Source organism: Psychrobacter sp. M9-54-1 (genome assembly GCF_016613355.1).
GTDB lineage: Bacteria > Pseudomonadota > Gammaproteobacteria > Pseudomonadales > Moraxellaceae > Psychrobacter > Psychrobacter faecalis.
On record NZ_JADGFW010000004.1, the window covers coordinates 145,020 to 161,143 of the forward strand.

Genomic DNA, 16,124 nt, shown 5'->3' on the forward strand with positions numbered 1-16,124 from the left:
TTATTTAAACTGACTATGAATAGCAGAAAAGCCGCGAGCAAATGCAGCGCGGCTTTTATTCAATAAGATAAAACATAATCTAAAATTAAATAGGTAGCTTATTTATTGGGCGTGACGCGCAAGGTTTGATAGCTTTGGGTTGGCGTTTGGGTTTTGACGCAGTAATAGCGCCATACGGCCAATTGAGTGTACCAAAGTCGCATTAGCTGCCGCTGCAAGCTGAGCACCGATGACATCGCGCTCTTCTTTGCTGCCAGCAGGCAGTTTTACTTTGATAAGTTCGTGATCGGTCAAAGCGCGATCAATTTCTTCAGCGATGCTTGGGGTAATACCTTTATTGCCAATCATAACAATCGGTTTTAGGTCATGACCAATGCCCTTTAGGCGTTTAACGGTAGCGTTATCGAGTTGCATACTATTCCTAGATGTTGGTAAAAATAAAAGCAGGTGCTATTGCGAGCAGATAATGACCATTATAGACAATCTATGATCACCTTGTATGAGATCAGCAGGATTTTGCACGATTTTATGTGATGAAAATGTTAAACTGAAAGTATAAGTACATTATAAACGCTACAGGTTTATAAAGCAGTGTTTTTGCCAAGAGAATTTCGCGGTTAAAGGGTAATGAAACAGATACAAGATTTCGTTGTTCAGCACTAGCGTAATCATATGCTGGTAAGAACGTTTTTATAGACGCTCAATTGAGAAGCGACTATTTTAAAAGTAGGCCGTTATTAAACGCTCATAAACAATCCCTTTATAAACCGCCAGTCGTGTTTTACAAACGATGTATTTGCAAGCAGGTATATTACCAGACAATAGGAGCAGTCATTTTGGTCACGCGTATTGAAAATAAAAAATTGTCAAAAAGCAGCAGTGCTTGGATGCAAGAGCATATTGACGATCCTTATGTAAAAAAAGCCCAAAAAGATGGCTACCGTGCCCGCGCTGCTTATAAATTGCTGGAGATAAATGAGAAAACCAACCTGATTAAAAAAGGCATGACCGTCGTTGACTTGGGCAGTGCGCCCGGCAGTTGGTCGCAAGTCGCTGGCAAATTGGTCGGTGAAAAAGGCGTCCTGATTGCCTCGGATATACTGCCGATGGATACCTTGCCCGACGTGACCTTTATTCAGGGTGATTTTCGTGAGGCAGATGTGTTCGAGCGTATCATGGCAGAAGTCGGCAACCGGCAGGTCGATGTGGTGCTATCAGATATGGCACCCAATACCGCTGGTAACAGCGCCATTGATCAGCCGCGCATGATGTATTTATGCGAGCTGGCGGTCGATTTCGCGCTGGCAACCTTACCCGAAGGTGGCGCGCTTATTATGAAAGTGTTTCAAGGCGAGGGTACACAAGAATTACGCAAGCAGATGCAGGCAGATTTTAGTAAAATTCGTAGTATCAAACCGGGTGCTTCACGACCACGCTCAAAAGAGATGTTTTGGATTGCCATTAAGTAGTAGGTCGTTTAACTATTTAATAAAAAGGTTTTAACGTCAAGCAGTTGCGCGAATCATCCATCCTATAAAGTGTGATAAAAGGTCACCATAAAGGCTATGATTAATAAGCGTAAAAACGCTACAATCCGTTAACTGAATAAATGTGATTGCTGCTTGAATTATACAGGTTAGCACCACATATCATGATATATTAACTTTGTTTTAAATCTATATTTTTACATCTACGTATCAAGCCTATGTTTTAAGCAAAGTCGTCTGAGAGTAAACGCTTTAACCGCTCAGTCATTCATTTTAGTTCGCTTATTTATTATTTTGCTCGGGTTTTTAGAGTCATTAAACCTAAGTAAAAATAATAATTTGCAGCTAGGCATTGAATAGTGAGCCATACGTTTATATATAGACGTCACGTGTTTAGTAAACACACCAATAAGTAAGGGATGGGAATAACTAGTGAGCGACATGGTAAAAAATACCTTATTGTGGCTGGTGGTGATCGGTGTTTTAGTGCTGGTGTTTAGCGGCTTTGACAAATCATCTGAGCCGGATAATCTTAACTACTCGGAGTTCGTGACCGCCGTGTCAGAAAACCAAGTAGCCAGTGTTGAAATCGATGGCGAGCAAATCACCGGCGAGAAGAAAAATGGTTCATCATTTGAGACCATTCGTCCAGCTGTGACTGATGATCAGCTAATGCCACTATTGCGCGAAAACCAAGTTGAAGTGCAAGGCACCGCGCCTAAGCGTCAAAGTGTTTTAATGCAACTGCTAATAGCCAGTTTCCCAATTTTATTGATTATTGGTCTGTTTTTATTCTTTATGCGCAATATGCAGGGCGGCGCTGGTGGCAAAGGCGGCGGTCCAATGAGCTTTGGTAAATCAAAAGCTAAAATGCTGACTGAAGACCAAATCAAGGTCAACTTTGATGACGTTGCTGGCTGTGAAGAAGCCAAAGAAGAAGTCGTCGAGGTTGTTGAGTTTTTACGCGACCCTGACAAATTTACTAAGCTTGGCGCGACGATTCCACGTGGTATCTTGATGGTTGGTCCTCCAGGTACGGGTAAAACACTATTGGCAAGAGCCATTGCTGGTGAAGCCAAAGTACCTTTCTTCTCGATTTCAGGTTCTGACTTCGTTGAAATGTTCGTCGGTGTTGGTGCCTCACGTGTACGTGATATGTTTGAACAAGCGAAGAAGAGTGCGCCTTGTATTATCTTTATTGATGAGATTGATGCAGTCGGTCGTCATCGTGGCTCTGGTATGGGCGGCGGTAATGATGAGCGTGAGCAGACATTGAACCAATTATTGGTTGAAATGGATGGTTTTGAAGGTAACGAAGGCGTTATCGTCATTGCGGCAACTAACCGTGCAGACGTTCTTGATAAAGCACTATTGCGCCCAGGTCGTTTTGACCGTCAGGTGCAAGTAGGTCTGCCCGATATCAAAGGTCGCGAGCAAATCCTTAAAGTACATTTACGCAAATTACCGAATACTATCGGTGTTGATGCGCATGCATTGGCTCGTGGTACGCCAGGATTTAGTGGTGCGCAGCTTGCCAACCTTGTTAACGAAGCCGCATTGTTTGCCGCGCGTCGTAACAAACGTAGCGTTGATATGAATGATTTTGAAGACGCAAAAGACAAGCTATATATGGGTCCTGAGCGTAAATCCATGGTTATCCGTGAAGAAGAGCGCCGTGCTACTGCCTATCATGAAGCAGGTCATGCGCTAGTTGCTGAGCTATTACCCGGTACTGATCCTGTCCATAAAGTGACGATTATGCCGCGTGGTTTTGCCCTTGGTGTGACTTGGCAGCTACCTGAACATGATCAGACCAGCATGTATAAATCGAAAATGCTTAACGATATTGCGATATTGTTTGGTGGCCGTATTGCTGAAGAAGTCTTTATCAATCAAATGTCAACGGGCGCTTCAAACGACTTTGAACGTGCGACCAAGATGGCACGCGCGATGGTAACCAAATATGGTATGTCAGATGCGTTAGGCATCATGGTTTACGAAGACGATGATAGCTCACAGGGCTACTTTGGTGGCGGTGGTCGGACGATTTCGGAAGCCACGCAGCAAAAAGTTGACGAAGAAGTACGCCGTATGCTGGAAGAGCAATACGATATCGCCCGCGAATTGATTGAAGGCAATCAAGACAAGATGCATGCGATGGTAGATGCGCTGATGAAATGGGAAACCATCGACCGCGATCAGTTGCAGGATATTTTGGCAGGTGAAGAGCCTCGTCCGCCAAGAGTCTATCAGCCTAATGAAGTAGACTTATCGAAAACTGATATTAAACCGACGAATTCTACACCGCCGCCATTACCAGCGATGTAGTTTCTCGTTTATTACAATCTCATAGATAGTCGATAAAAAAGCCCTTTTTGATAAAGGGCTTTTTTGTGGGTGTCATTTGACGAAGGCTTTAGGACAGAATAAGATTTGCTGCTATCATGGACGTTTATAATCTTAAACAGTATAAATACCGCTAAAACAATTCTGTAAAATACAATTTATCATGGATAAGTTATGTCATTATTCCAGCCTTTACCTAGCTATAAAGTAACGAGCCGCGATAAAACTTTAGATTTATCACAGCCGCATGTTATGGGGATCTTAAACGTCACACCTGATTCCTTTTCTGACGGTGGGCAGTTTACTGCGATTGATAGCGCCATCACTCACGCTAAAGACATGATAGGCGCGGGTGCAACCATTATCGATATCGGCGGTGAGTCTACGCGGCCCAATGCTGCTATTGTCGCAACTAATGAAGAATTGCAGCGAGTTATACCGGTCGTCAAAGCAATCCGGCAGCAACTTGGTGATGGAGTTTGGTTGTCTATAGACACCAGTAATCCTATCGTTATGCAGGCAGCGTTTGAAGCAGGCGCTGATATTTGGAATGACGTCCGCGCGCTGAAGCGTGAAGGCGCAGCAAAGATGGCAGCTAAGCTTGATGTTCCTGTCATGGTGATGCATATGCGCGGTGAACCGACGACGATGAATAATCTTGCTCAGTATGATGATGTGACTAAAGAAGTCAGTACCGAGCTAACAGCGCGTATCGTTGAAGTGACAAGTCTAGGTGTTAAGCGCGAAAAAATCATTATCGATCCAGGTTTTGGCTTTGCAAAAGATTACGAGCATCATCGTGCACTATTGACCCAGCTTGATAAGTTACAAACGCTTGGTTTGCCATTGATGTTTGGTATCTCGCGTAAGCGTTTTTTAGCTGAAGTATTGAGGAAAAGCGGAGTCGAAGCGCTTGCCAATACTCAAGCGTTAGAGCGTGACGCGGTAGGAACGGCGGCGGGGATTTTTGCACTACAACAGGGCGCTAGTATTATCCGCACCCATAATGTCGCTATGATGCAGCAAGCGGTGACGCTATGGCAGCAATTATCGGCTTATAATCAAAGCTGATAGGTTATTAATAGCTTTTTATAAGCTGGCTGTTGCTAGATTGCCTTTTATAGACGTTATCTTTATAAATGATGCCTTTATAAGTACGGCTGACTCTTATTATTTATTAACCTTACTATTTATTTAACGTATATTTAGTTAAATGCCATTTAAACCTATGGGAATATATTTATGACGATTAGCAATCAACCAGAACCCACTCTTGAGCAACGCCGCATTATTTATCAAGCCCGCCGCGGATTAAAAGAATTAGACTTTTATATTGACCCTTATATTAAAGAGTTATATTTAACCGCTGACTCGAGTGAACAGGCGACTTTCGCAGAAATGCTGACCCATGAAGATCCAGATTTATTGGATTATTTTACCAACCAAAGCCGTCCAGAAAATACAGCGATATGGGATTTGGTTAACAAAATTAAAACATGGCGTCATAGTAAAAGTTAAACGTAACCATTGAGGTTTTTTCAAAGTACCAACCTTTTAGATAGAAGTTCTGAATACATAAAATCCTGCTTGGATGCTAACGATGACATTGCTAAGCTCCTTACGTATTGACGCGCCTATCAAACCTATGAGCCGTATACGTTTGATATTTTATCTGGTGTTAGCAACTGCGCTGCTGACATTGGCAGCGCTTGCGTCATTGGCGTTGTGGCAGTATGTACTCATATTGATTGCAAGTGCCGCTACCCTAAGCTATTTAGCGCTATCGCGACCGATTTTACTGCATCTAAGCCAGCCGCCCTTAAATAAGAGCATGTATCAACATTGGCAACTACTGATGCGAAGCAGTCGCGGCGATAACTTGTGGCAAGCTGAGTTGATCGCAATCAGCAGCTATTCTTGGGTGATATGCTTTAAATTTATTGTCAAAGAGCCTTATCAGCGCCCTTTAGCAGTCGCGATATTTCGGGATCAAGTCGGCGCCGAGCAATGGCACAAATTGTCTATTTTAGCCAATAGCGTTTCTGCCAAAACGACGTAAATAAAGACTATGCGTTAAGAAAATAATATAAGTAGCATCATCTATATGCTGCATTTCTTTATATATCTTTTCCTACCTCTCATTTCTTCCTTTCAATCACTAACATGCCGCTACATGCCATAACAAAACGTCTATCTAGGCTAGGTAACGGTTTTGCTATAGTGGAGATAATCGTCAAACTCTTATTTGTCTTATTATTTAAGGATTTGCTCTAGTATGTGGCGAGAAATTATATAAATGAGTAAAGTAAATTAGATATTTGACGATACATTTTTATAATAAAAGGACGATATCATGAGCTTATTAGGAAATTTAGTCAGTCAAGTGGCGCGCAGTGCGATGGACCCAGAGGATAGACAACGCAACCCGGTCAACCAACGTATTAATCCACGCCGCACCGGTGGTTTAGGCGATATATTGGGCAGTGTATTAGGTGGTGGCACCCAGCCAAGTGGCTACAATCCACAGCAGTATGAGCGCCGCAGTGATAATGGTTTTGGTTTAGATGACATCATCGGCGGGCTTACGGGCGCAAACCAGCGCGGCGGTATGAGTGCAGGCGCGGGTGGACTTGGCGATATTTTAGGTAGCGTCTTAAGTGGTCAAATGGGTGGCGGTCGAACCTCGCGCGCGGGATTTGGTGGTAAAGGTATGCTGATCGCTGCATTGATGCCGATGGTACTCAGTTGGATCAAACGCAATGGTGGTTTGAGTGGCGCTTTATCAAAAATCACTGGCATGGGTTACGAGAATCAAGCGCGTTCTTGGATGAGTAACCAAGAGGTCAATGATAATCTTGATCCTAATGAGATTACCCGTCTATTTGATGAAAGTGAGATTCAGCAGGTAGCGGCGCATACCGGCGCAAATGAGATGGAAGTTCGCCAAGGTTTGGCTGAGCTACTGCCTGAGGTTATGAACCAATTAACGCCAAATGGCAATTTGGAAAATGAACCTGAAGCCAATGAAGAGATTGACCAAATTATCAATCAGTTATCAAATCGATTAGGCACATTAAAGTAAAATAATTGTCCTTTATAAATCTTCCTTTCCGTCATTAAGAAAAGAGTGCATATACATGCGCTCTTTTTTTTGTTTTAGCTTAGCAAAAATACTTACATTCTAACGCGATAAGGGCGCAGAGTTTTCTATGTGAGTCGAGTGCTAAAAAGATAGATATGTTAAGAACCGTGACTAAAGTCGCTAAGAAGATTCAAAAAATTTATGATAACGGTATAATTTATTTAAGGCTACTTCATAGCTTTGCATGTTATTACCCAGTTTCTTTAAAAAGCTTTATATAAAGTCATGCGATATAAAGGTATAAGTATTTTACAAGGATATTACTCATGCCATTTAAGCCTATCCAAGCAGCAATTGCCATCTTAGTTGGTTTGATTATCTGGTTTGTGATTCCTATACCAAATGGGGTAACACCAGAAGCATGGCATATGCTGGCCTTATTCATCGCCACCATTGTGGCCATCATCGGTAAAGTCTTGCCCATCGGGGCGATTGCCATTATCGCCGTTATGTTGGTGGCGCTGACTGGGGTGACTAATGACAGTCCAAAAGACGCCATCGCTGATGCCTTATCGAGCTATTCAAGCCCGCTGATTTGGCTCATCGGTATTGCGGTAATGATATCGCGAGGACTTATAAAAACGGGTTTGGGGCGGCGTATTGCTTATTACTTCATCTCGATATTTGGAAAAAAGACCATTGGCGTTGCTTATTCGTTAAGCGCAGCGGAGCTGATGATAGCGCCGATTACCCCTTCTAATACCGCTCGTGGTGGCGGTATTATTCACCCCATTATGCGGTCAATTGCGCAAAGCTTTCATTCAACGCCAGAAGAGGGCACGCAAAATAAAATTGGCCGTTATCTAGCGATGGTGAATTATCACGCTAATCCGATTACTTCTGGTATGTTTATTACCGCCACCGCGCCAAACCCACTGGTGGTAGATTTGGTCAATAAAGCCACAGGGAGTGAGATTCAGCTGTCATGGACGACGTGGGCAGTGGCCATGTTTATACCGGGGATGCTCTGTTTACTATTGATGCCATTGGTTATTTATCTGATTTATCCGCCCGATGTCAAAGTCACCCCAGATGCCAAACAGTTTGCTAAAGACAATCTAAGCGAGATGGGGCAGGTGAGCACGCAGGAAAAAATCATGTTGGGCGTCTTCGCTTTAATGCTGATATTGTGGGCCAATATTCCAGCTCTAATCTTTGGTGAACAATTAAGTGTCGATGCGACAACCACTGCTTTTATCGGTTTGACGGCGCTTATACTGACAGGCGTATTAACTTGGGATGACGTGCTTAAAGAAAAATCAGCATGGGATACCATCGTATGGTTTGGGGCCCTGATTATGATGGCGTCTTACCTCAATAAATTAGGCTTGGTTAGCTGGTTCTCAAGCAACATCGAATCAATGATTGGCGTAATAGGCGTAGGCTGGATCGGCGCTGTGGTGATTTTAACATTGGTTTATTTGTATATTCATTACTTTTTTGCCAGTACCACCGCCCATATTACCGCCTTGTTTGCTGCTTTTTATGCCGTAGGGTTAAGCCTAGGCGCGCCGCCAATGTTATATGCGCTTATTTTAGCAGCAGCAGGCAATATCATGATGACGTTGACCCATTATGCAACAGGTACGGCGCCGGTTATTTTTAACTCGGGCTATGTGACCCTAGGAGAGTGGTGGATTATCGGCGCCATCATGAGTGTGGTCAATCTTGTGGTATGGATAGGCGCTGGTTTGATTTGGTGGAAACTGCTTGGTTATTATTGATAAATAGACTGACAATATTATGAGTCATCGATGAGTTTGCTCAAATTGGTTAAAAGCGCTCATCTAAGGTATCTAACGTATAATTTAACGCCTCAAAGCAGATATCGGTATTGAAGCCACGATATTGCAAAAATCGTAGCTGGCGAGCCTTGTCTTTTTGCTCAGTTGGGATGTCATCGCCATATTTTTTGGTACGGGCGGTGACCGCAAGTTTTAGCCAATCGACGCCTTCGACCAAGTTATCGGTATCCTCATCGATAAATTCACTAAATTCTTCCGATTCGGCATTGGCCATGTCGATCAGCTCATCAATATTGCCAGGCATGGCTATCTTTTTATGATAGAACTCTTGCTTAATACGAGCGCGTCCGCGTCCTTTACGGATATTTTCTCGTATCAGCATCAGCGTGGTACGATAATCGCTTTGATAGCCTTTTTCTGCAAACTCATCAAGTAGAGCATCGATTTTATCGGGGTCTTGCTCTTTGTCTAGCAGCTTTTGTTTCAGCTCGGCTTTGCCGTATTCACGGCGTGACAAATAATAGAATGCCAACCAGCGCAAACGGCTTTCGGCTTTAATGGCGTCGATATCCGCTTGCCGTTGCTCAGGCGTACGCAAATAGGCTTTAAGCGCTGCAGGTAGGTTGTCTGTTTGATTATTAGCTTGATGGTTTAATTCACTATGACCGTTAGCAATATTGCTATCTGTATGCTCATTATCTTCGCTATCATGAACATCATGCTTAACCTCGGCAAGTAGCTGTTTAATGCTTTGCGCTTCTGGTGGCTGATAGGAAGGTACGTTATTAGGCTCAGGAATGAAATTTGCCGCTGGATGAAAGCTTTTTTTGCGCTTTTTGTTTTTATAAGATTTTTTATTATAAGAGGAAGAAGAGACAAGCGAGTCTATATCCGTTATAGCATCGTCCTGTAAAGGTGTTGCTTCTTTTTTTGTATAAGTCGTACGTTTAGCCGTTTTTCTAGGCTTGTCTGGATAGGAGCTCTGAGTGTGTTTGAAAGACTCAGAGGAGTTGGTAGACTTTTTGGATTTGGCAGGAGTAGCACTCGCTGAATCGGCTTCCGACTCAGCGAGTATTTCAGCTAAGGTTTTAATTTTCATACTCAATCATGATAGACAATCATATTCTACAAAAAATCTATTATTGCACAGGCTCAGGAGTAAAGTCTTGTTCAGAATCTTCCTCGTCTGGCGCTTTATTAGGGTCGACTACTCCGAGTTTTTCAGCCCGAATTTTAGCTTCGATCTCTTCAGCAATTGCAGGGTTTTCTTTTAAAAACAGTACCGAATTGGCTTTACCTTGGCCAATTTTTTCATCGCCATAGCTGTACCAAGAGCCTGCTTTGCCAACTGCGCCAATCTCAACGCCCAAATCAATCACTTCTGCTAGATGGTTGGTACCTTCACCATAAGTGATTTCAAATTCAGCTTGGCGGAATGGCGGCGCCATTTTGTTTTTGATGACTTTGACACGGGTTTGGTTACCGATAATATCATCGCCATTTTTCACCGCCCCGATACGGCGGATATCCATACGTACGGACGCATAGAATTTTAGTGCATTACCACCGGTTGTGGTTTCAGGACTACCAAACATAACGCCGATTTTCATACGGATTTGGTTAATAAAGACCACCATACAGTTCGAGCGTTTGGCATTACCAGTGATTTTACGCAGTGCTTGGCTCATCAAACGTGCCTGCAAGCCCATGTGCGAGTCGCCCATTTCTCCTTCGATTTCTGCTCGCGGGGTCAGCGCTGCGACTGAGTCGATGACAATCATATCAACTGCCCCTGAGCGCACCAACATATCTGTAATCTCAAGTGCTTGCTCACCATTGTCTGGCTGTGACACGAGTAAATCGTCCGTATTTACCCCAAGTTTACGGGCGTAAACTGGGTCAAGGGCATGCTCAGCATCGATAAAGGCACAAACGCCGCCTTGTTTTTGGCATTCGGCAATCGCTTGCAAGGTCATGGTAGTTTTACCAGAGCTTTCAGGACCGTAAATCTCAATGATACGACCTTTTGGCAAACCACCGATACCAAGCGCGATATCTAAACCCAATGAGCCGGTAGAAACCACATCGGCGTCAAGCGTGGCTGACTCGTCACCAAGATGCATAATAGTGTTTTTACCAAATTGCTTTTCAATTTGACCTAATGCCGCTTTGAGGGCTTTGGCTTTATTTTCGTCCATGTAGGACTCCTTGTGAAAAATAATAAATATAAAATGGTTTAGTTATGTAAAACGTGGCTTTTAAAACGATAGGTTTAAAGCGTTTGTTAAATAACGACTTGCTTAGTGAAATCACTCACGACTTTCATCATCAGTAAACGACACATTTGGCAAGTTTGAGGTAGAGGGTTATAGTGGGTTTAAGACAGTGATATCGGCTATATCACCTTACTATACAGTAAAAACGAATCATGATAAAAGCAAAAAAAAGTTCATAGACGCTAATGCTCATTTGCTATAACGATGGCTGTAGGTTTATCTTTGCGATACTGGTCGCGCTATCCTGTGTTATATCGCTATTGTTTAGATAAGACTATTATAACAAATACCAAGCCCAATATTTAGCGTAGTAAGCGGCTAAACGACAGTTAATGTCGCCTATTATTCTACTGATATTATGACGAAGTAGTTATGCTTTGTCCTATATTTCGAACTTAATAACAGGGCTGTTTGTCAATAGTTTTATGAGTTGTCCACAATAAAAAAAGTATTTTTATTTGTAGGTTGTGAAACATTGATAGGCTTTAAATTAATTTGAAAAAAATTAAAAATATATTATTTATCTTTAAAATATGTTGTAAGTTATTGATTTATAATGTTTTTAAAATTGTACAAAAAATGAACGATTTTACCTAACCCTTTAAGCTATCTAAGGAAATGCTTGTCAAGTAGCGACTTATACACAGGGTTATCCACAGCTTATGGGGAGAACTCCGCAAACCCTTATGTTACCGATGTTTGCGCAGACATAAAATCTGAGGGACAGGCGAAATATTGATGATTTCTATTTTTGCAACTTTAAATCTAATAAAAAAATTGTTCTGTTACGCCTATGTTTCACATAATGCCTGCGCCTACAGGGCGTTCAATAACAGCCTTGAATGGCTAAACATCTTGAAAACGACATGCAAAGCCTTATATGTCAAGGGCTATGCTAAAAGTAGCAAAATTCAGCTAAAAGCGGAAAAATGAATTGGCATAAAAAACGGCTAAGTACGTTATTAGTATCTTAGCCGCTATCGTGCAGGAATGCTAGGGTTACGCTACCAGGCCTAATCCTTGATATAGATCAAATCCCAAACGCCGTGTCCGCGCTCTAAACCGCGGCGCTCAAACTTAGTCATTGGACGAAAGTCAGGACGGTCGGTGAAATTACCAGCGCCTGCTTGATTGGTCAGTCCAGCAAAAGCATCTAAAACCTCAACCATCCAAAAGGCATAATGTTCCCAGTCGGTCGCCGTATGGAACCAGCCGCCTTGTTTTAAGCTGCGCGTAACAATCGCCATACGCTCAGGACTGACAAAACGGCGTTTGTAGTGGCGCTTTTTTTGCCACGGATCAGGGAAGTAAAGCTGAATGCGGTCGATATGATTTTCTGGTAGCTGCTTGAGCAATTGGATGGCATCACCGTTGATGATTTTAACGTTGGTTAACCCTTGCGTCCCTGCCATATAGGCGCATTTACCGATACCTGGCTCATGGACTTCAACACCAACAAAATTGCGCGTCGGCTCTGCGGCGGCCATCTCGATAAACGAATCGCCTAGACCAAAACCAATCTCTAAAGTCAGCGGCGCATCACTGCCATTCGGGCTATCTGCAAATAACGCGCGTAAATCGTTAATGCCCTCAAGATTGCCATCACCGAAACTGTTATTGACTAAGTAATGCGCAAACTCTGGCGCAGTCAATGCCAGCTCGGCATTTTTATTCATGTGCGTACGGCGCTTCATAAAGGTATTAACGATACGAATGTGCTTGTCCGTTGGCTCTTCAGTCTGACTGCTGGCATCAGTATCCACATCCACGTTATCAGTATTAACGCTATCAGTATTGATGTTAGAAGCGGTTTGTATTTCGGTGTTCATGGTATCAGCGGGATTAGGGTTTTGCGCATCAGTCGTATCGTTACCACTACTATTGATGTCATTGTGCTTAGGATGTTGACTCATAGGATTAACAAAGCTTAATTAAGTAGATAAAGTTGCCTCATTATAAGTGAAATCGTCACCACTGTGAACGCACAATACAGTTTTAGCGCACCCGCCATAACGCTTATAACTTTATAGGCTGTTTGTATATATAGGTTTCATATATATGGGTTTTCTACGCAGGGCTTTTGGCGTTATCATATAGCCAGCATGTTTTAAAAATAAGGGTTTGAAAATAACCACTTAATCAGAATCGTTGGATAAAAAAACGATATACAAATCCGCGCGTTAATATTTATGCTTAATAATCAGTAAGGCCTATCACCATGTTATTTATCGAGACGGATTCGCCGCCACCGTTTTATCAAGAACAGCTGAGCGCTGCTAAACGCGAACAACTGGATAAATGGTTTATCAGTCAGCGTAGCCAGTCGTATTATCTTAAACGCTTTAAGGAGTTTGATGAACAAGGCTACCTGTCGCCTAAATGGCACTGGGCGGCGTTCTTTGTCACCTTTCCTTGGCTGCTGTATCGCAAGCGCTATATGGATGCGATTGTATATAGTGTCGCAGGTTGGTCATTTATTCAACTGAATGTGGCGCTGATATTGGTAGCGTTTGAGTTTGTGGCGATGCCTTTTATTGCCGATGCGTATCAGATGAGCATACGGGTCGCTATCGCGGCGCTGATTTGGCTGTTTTGGTCGTTTATGGTGGCACGTTGGACGGATGCTTATTATTACCGCATGGCACGGCGCGAGATTGCGGATGCTATCAATGATTATCCGCGCGATGAAGCGGCGCAAAAAGCGCATTTAAAAAAGGAAGGCGGGGTCAGTCTATTTGGCTTGGGCTTAGGCTTTGGATTTTTTGCTTTTGCGTTAATGGTAATAAAGGTACAGTTTTTACCCATTGTCGCTAAGCCTAAAGAAAATGAAGTGTTATTTGATACCTATGATACCGCTAAAACAGCACAAAATCGTGTGGCGCTTAGCTATCGGCAAACAGGACAGTGTCCGCTTAAGCTGCCTTTAGATATGGGCACGCAGCAAGTCAATATCGCGGTTGATACTAAAGCTGCTGGCGTGACAAACACCGATTGTGCAGTTATCGCTACCATTCAAAACGTCAAATTTCCATTACGTTATTTAAATGAGCAGACGCTGGTTTTTTATCATCTGCGCGATAGCGATAATTGGCGCTGTACAACCTCGCTAAATAAAAGGCAGGCGCCTAAAGACTGTAGCGAGGATTAATAAACGATAAAAATATAATAGCCGTTAGTTTTTAGAGTCAGCGGTCAGATTGTCTTTTTCATCGGCGGGTATGGATTGGCTTTTTAGCGCGTCATAAAAGTCCGTCAAATCCATTTTACGGGCTTTATCGATATCTTCATCAAATAAGCTCTCAAGCTCCGCTATGGCTGATTGTGCCGATTCAATCATACTGGCTTCGTCGTCATAAATCGCTTGCTGGCGCTCGATCAAGTCATCGTCATAATTACGGAAAGTTTGGACAGTCTCGCGCGCTTTTTCTGCTGAGATACCAAGTAGCTGTAATGATTCACGCGACATATCTAAAGACGATAAATAGGTCTCACGCCAAATATGACGGACGCCGACTTCACGCAAACGGTAATAATGCTGGCGGTCACGGGCGCGTGCTAAGACAATCATATCAGGATAGTTTTTACGCAAATATTGAGCGGTGGTAATAGAGCGCTCTACATCGTCGATGGCAAGGATAAAAACGCGTGCTTTTTTGATACCGGCGGCGCGTAGAATCTCGGGGTTTTTTGGATCGCCATAATAGACTTGGTTACCAAATTTACGCACAAAATCAACGCGATTTGCCGAGCGCTCAATCGCTGTAAATTCGATGTTGTGCATGCGCAGTACGCGACCGATAATCTGACCGACACGACCAAAACCAGCAATAATCACCTGATGCTCATCGTCGGGAATGGTATCGTACTCGCGGCTGGGTTTTCTTTTGGCAAAGAGCGGTTCACCGATTTTTTCTAAGAGTAAAAATGCCAGTGGCGTGAGCGCCATGGAGATGGTAACAATAAGGTTTAGGGTGTTGCCAAGCTCAGGACGCAATACATTTTGCGCGCTTGCCACACTGAATAATACAAAGGCAAACTCACCACCTTGAGCGAGGGTAACTCCCAAACGAATACTGGTCGGCCAGCGATTACCCGATACTTTTGCAATGGCGGTAATCACCGCAAATTTAATCACCATCAACGCCATAGCGCAGCCAATAATAAAAATAGGCTTTGCTAAGATGAGTTTGACATCGGTGAGCATGCCGACCGACATAAAAAACAGCCCTAACAGCAAGCCTTTAAACGGCTCGATACTGGCTTCTAGCTCATGACGATACTCAGAATCCGCCAGCAATACGCCAGTCAAGAACGCACCCAATGCCATCGATAGGCCAATTTGCCCCATTAAAATAGACACGCCCATGACGATAAATAAAGCGACGGCGGTTAAAAGTTCTGAAGCACCGCTAGATGCCACAAATTTAAAGAAAGGTCGAATGATATAACGGCTAGCAAAGATAAGTCCGGCAAAAACGGCAAATACTTTAACAAAATAAATCAAATCGTAGCTTTGTTCGCGCACCCCTGATAAAAATGGAATGACGGCTAACAAAGGGATAACAGCGATATCTTGGAATAATAAAATGGTAAAGGCTTCACGGCCATGGGTACTAGAAAGCTGCTGTTTTTCCGTCAAGATTTGTAGCACAAAGGCAGTCGACGACAAGGCTAAACCAAAGCCAACGATAAAAGCGGTATCAAGCGGCAAGGTAAAAAACTGGTGTAACAGCCACATCAATAGCATGCCTGTCAGACCGACTTGTAAGCCCCCGAGGACAAATATCGAACGCCGTAGCGCCCATAATCGTGAAGGCTGCAACTCAAGACCAATGATAAACAACAGCATGACCACGCCGAACTCAGAAAAGTGCAATAAGCTCTCGGCGTCGCCTGCAACGTCTAAACCACTGGGGCCTAATATCAAGCCAGTAATCAGATACCCTAACACCGTCGCAATACCGAAACGCTTGCCGAGTGGTACAAACAGCAGCGCTGCCCCTAAGAAAATCGTAGCTTGTAACATCAAGTTTGGTGAGCCGGCGGCGGCAGCGAGCATCTGGAATCCTTAGCGGTAATGGTAAAATAAGCAGTAAAACAGTGTAGATCAGTAATCAAAATTTTTGAA

At 43.3% G+C, this 16,124-nt stretch carries 13 protein-coding genes; 8 read left to right on the forward strand and 5 right to left on the reverse strand.

The window, feature by feature from the left end:
• Window positions 1-102: 102 nt before the first annotated feature.
• Window positions 103-414, reverse strand: a complete 312-nt coding sequence (locus tag IQ457_RS01820; protein ID WP_200661838.1) for a YhbY family RNA-binding protein — start codon at window positions 412-414, stop codon at window positions 103-105.
• Window positions 415-836: 422 nt separating this feature from the next.
• On the opposite strand from IQ457_RS01820, the gene IQ457_RS01825 reads away from it, so the two are divergent.
• The 7 genes from IQ457_RS01825 to IQ457_RS01855 all read left to right on the forward strand — a co-directional run bounded on the left by IQ457_RS01825 (window position 837) and on the right by IQ457_RS01855 (window position 8,699).
• Window positions 837-1,469 (forward strand): RlmE family RNA methyltransferase, encoded by a 633-nt coding sequence (locus IQ457_RS01825; RefSeq protein WP_144296661.1) that lies wholly within the window; start codon window positions 837-839, stop codon window positions 1,467-1,469.
• A 450-nt stretch (window positions 1,470-1,919) separates the two neighbouring features.
• Window positions 1,920-3,815, forward strand: coding sequence for an ATP-dependent zinc metalloprotease FtsH (gene ftsH / locus IQ457_RS01830; RefSeq protein WP_068403805.1), 1,896 nt, complete (start codon window positions 1,920-1,922; stop codon window positions 3,813-3,815).
• A gap of 192 nt (window positions 3,816-4,007) precedes the next feature.
• Window positions 4,008-4,904, forward strand: a complete 897-nt coding sequence (folP, locus tag IQ457_RS01835) for a dihydropteroate synthase (protein WP_200661839.1) — start codon at window positions 4,008-4,010, stop codon at window positions 4,902-4,904.
• A gap of 171 nt (window positions 4,905-5,075) precedes the next feature.
• Window positions 5,076-5,351 carry an FAD assembly factor SdhE gene (locus IQ457_RS01840; protein WP_200661840.1) on the forward strand — a complete coding sequence of 92 codons (276 nt, stop codon included), beginning with the start codon at window positions 5,076-5,078 and terminating at the stop codon, window positions 5,349-5,351.
• A gap of 82 nt (window positions 5,352-5,433) precedes the next feature.
• Entirely contained in the window at window positions 5,434-5,892 is a 459-nt protein-coding gene (locus IQ457_RS01845; RefSeq protein ID WP_200661841.1) for a hypothetical protein, read from the forward strand.
• Between the two features lie 294 nt (window positions 5,893-6,186).
• Window positions 6,187-6,915: a YidB family protein gene (locus tag IQ457_RS01850; RefSeq protein ID WP_102077480.1), complete on the forward strand. Its 729-nt coding sequence runs from the start codon at window positions 6,187-6,189 to the stop codon at window positions 6,913-6,915.
• 326 nt (window positions 6,916-7,241) lie between these two features.
• On the forward strand, window positions 7,242-8,699 hold the full coding sequence (locus tag IQ457_RS01855; RefSeq protein WP_200661842.1) for an anion permease: 1,458 nt from the start codon (window positions 7,242-7,244) through the stop codon (window positions 8,697-8,699).
• Between the two features lie 49 nt (window positions 8,700-8,748).
• Here the strand turns inward: IQ457_RS01855 and IQ457_RS01860 are convergent, their stop codons facing one another.
• The 3 genes from IQ457_RS01860 to trmB form a co-directional block, all read right to left on the reverse strand.
• Window positions 8,749-9,819 (reverse strand): regulatory protein RecX, encoded by a 1,071-nt coding sequence (locus IQ457_RS01860; protein ID WP_200661843.1) that lies wholly within the window; start codon window positions 9,817-9,819, stop codon window positions 8,749-8,751.
• 40 nt (window positions 9,820-9,859) lie between these two features.
• On the reverse strand, window positions 9,860-10,918 hold the full coding sequence (gene recA / locus IQ457_RS01865; protein ID WP_200661844.1) for a recombinase RecA: 1,059 nt from the start codon (window positions 10,916-10,918) through the stop codon (window positions 9,860-9,862).
• Window positions 10,919-12,009: 1,091 nt separating this feature from the next.
• Window positions 12,010-12,825: a tRNA (guanosine(46)-N7)-methyltransferase TrmB gene (gene trmB / locus IQ457_RS01870; protein WP_200661896.1), complete on the reverse strand. Its 816-nt coding sequence runs from the start codon at window positions 12,823-12,825 to the stop codon at window positions 12,010-12,012.
• Between the two features lie 389 nt (window positions 12,826-13,214).
• On the opposite strand from trmB, the gene IQ457_RS01875 reads away from it, so the two are divergent.
• A complete protein-coding gene (locus tag IQ457_RS01875) occupies window positions 13,215-14,144 on the forward strand; it encodes a DUF2628 domain-containing protein (RefSeq protein ID WP_200661845.1) in 930 nt (309 codons plus the stop codon).
• 24 nt (window positions 14,145-14,168) lie between these two features.
• Here IQ457_RS01875 and IQ457_RS01880 read toward each other — a convergent pair whose 3' ends face one another.
• A complete protein-coding gene (locus IQ457_RS01880) occupies window positions 14,169-16,055 on the reverse strand; it encodes a monovalent cation:proton antiporter-2 (CPA2) family protein (RefSeq protein ID WP_200661846.1) in 1,887 nt (628 codons plus the stop codon).
• Between the last annotated feature and the right edge of the window lie 69 nt (window positions 16,056-16,124).

Bases quoted from the DNA above. Each gene is read 5' to 3' on its own strand.
- IQ457_RS01820 (WP_200661838.1), bottom strand. From the start codon at position 414: ATGCAACTCGATAACGCTACCGTTAAACGCCTAAAGGGCATTGGTCAT.
- folP (WP_200661839.1), top strand. From the start codon at position 4,008: ATGTCATTATTCCAGCCTTTACCTAGCTATAAAGTAACGAGCCGCGAT.
- IQ457_RS01840 (WP_200661840.1), top strand. From the start codon at position 5,076: ATGACGATTAGCAATCAACCAGAACCCACTCTTGAGCAACGCCGCATT.
- IQ457_RS01845 (WP_200661841.1), top strand. From the start codon at position 5,434: ATGACATTGCTAAGCTCCTTACGTATTGACGCGCCTATCAAACCTATG.
- IQ457_RS01850 (WP_102077480.1), top strand. From the start codon at position 6,187: ATGAGCTTATTAGGAAATTTAGTCAGTCAAGTGGCGCGCAGTGCGATG.
- IQ457_RS01855 (WP_200661842.1), top strand. From the start codon at position 7,242: ATGCCATTTAAGCCTATCCAAGCAGCAATTGCCATCTTAGTTGGTTTG.
- IQ457_RS01860 (WP_200661843.1), bottom strand. From the start codon at position 9,819: ATGAAAATTAAAACCTTAGCTGAAATACTCGCTGAGTCGGAAGCCGAT.
- recA (WP_200661844.1), bottom strand. From the start codon at position 10,918: ATGGACGAAAATAAAGCCAAAGCCCTCAAAGCGGCATTAGGTCAAATT.
- trmB (WP_200661896.1), bottom strand. From the start codon at position 12,825: ATGAACACCGAAATACAAACCGCTTCTAACATCAATACTGATAGCGTT.
- IQ457_RS01875 (WP_200661845.1), top strand. From the start codon at position 13,215: ATGTTATTTATCGAGACGGATTCGCCGCCACCGTTTTATCAAGAACAG.
- IQ457_RS01880 (WP_200661846.1), bottom strand. From the start codon at position 16,055: ATGCTCGCTGCCGCCGCCGGCTCACCAAACTTGATGTTACAAGCTACG.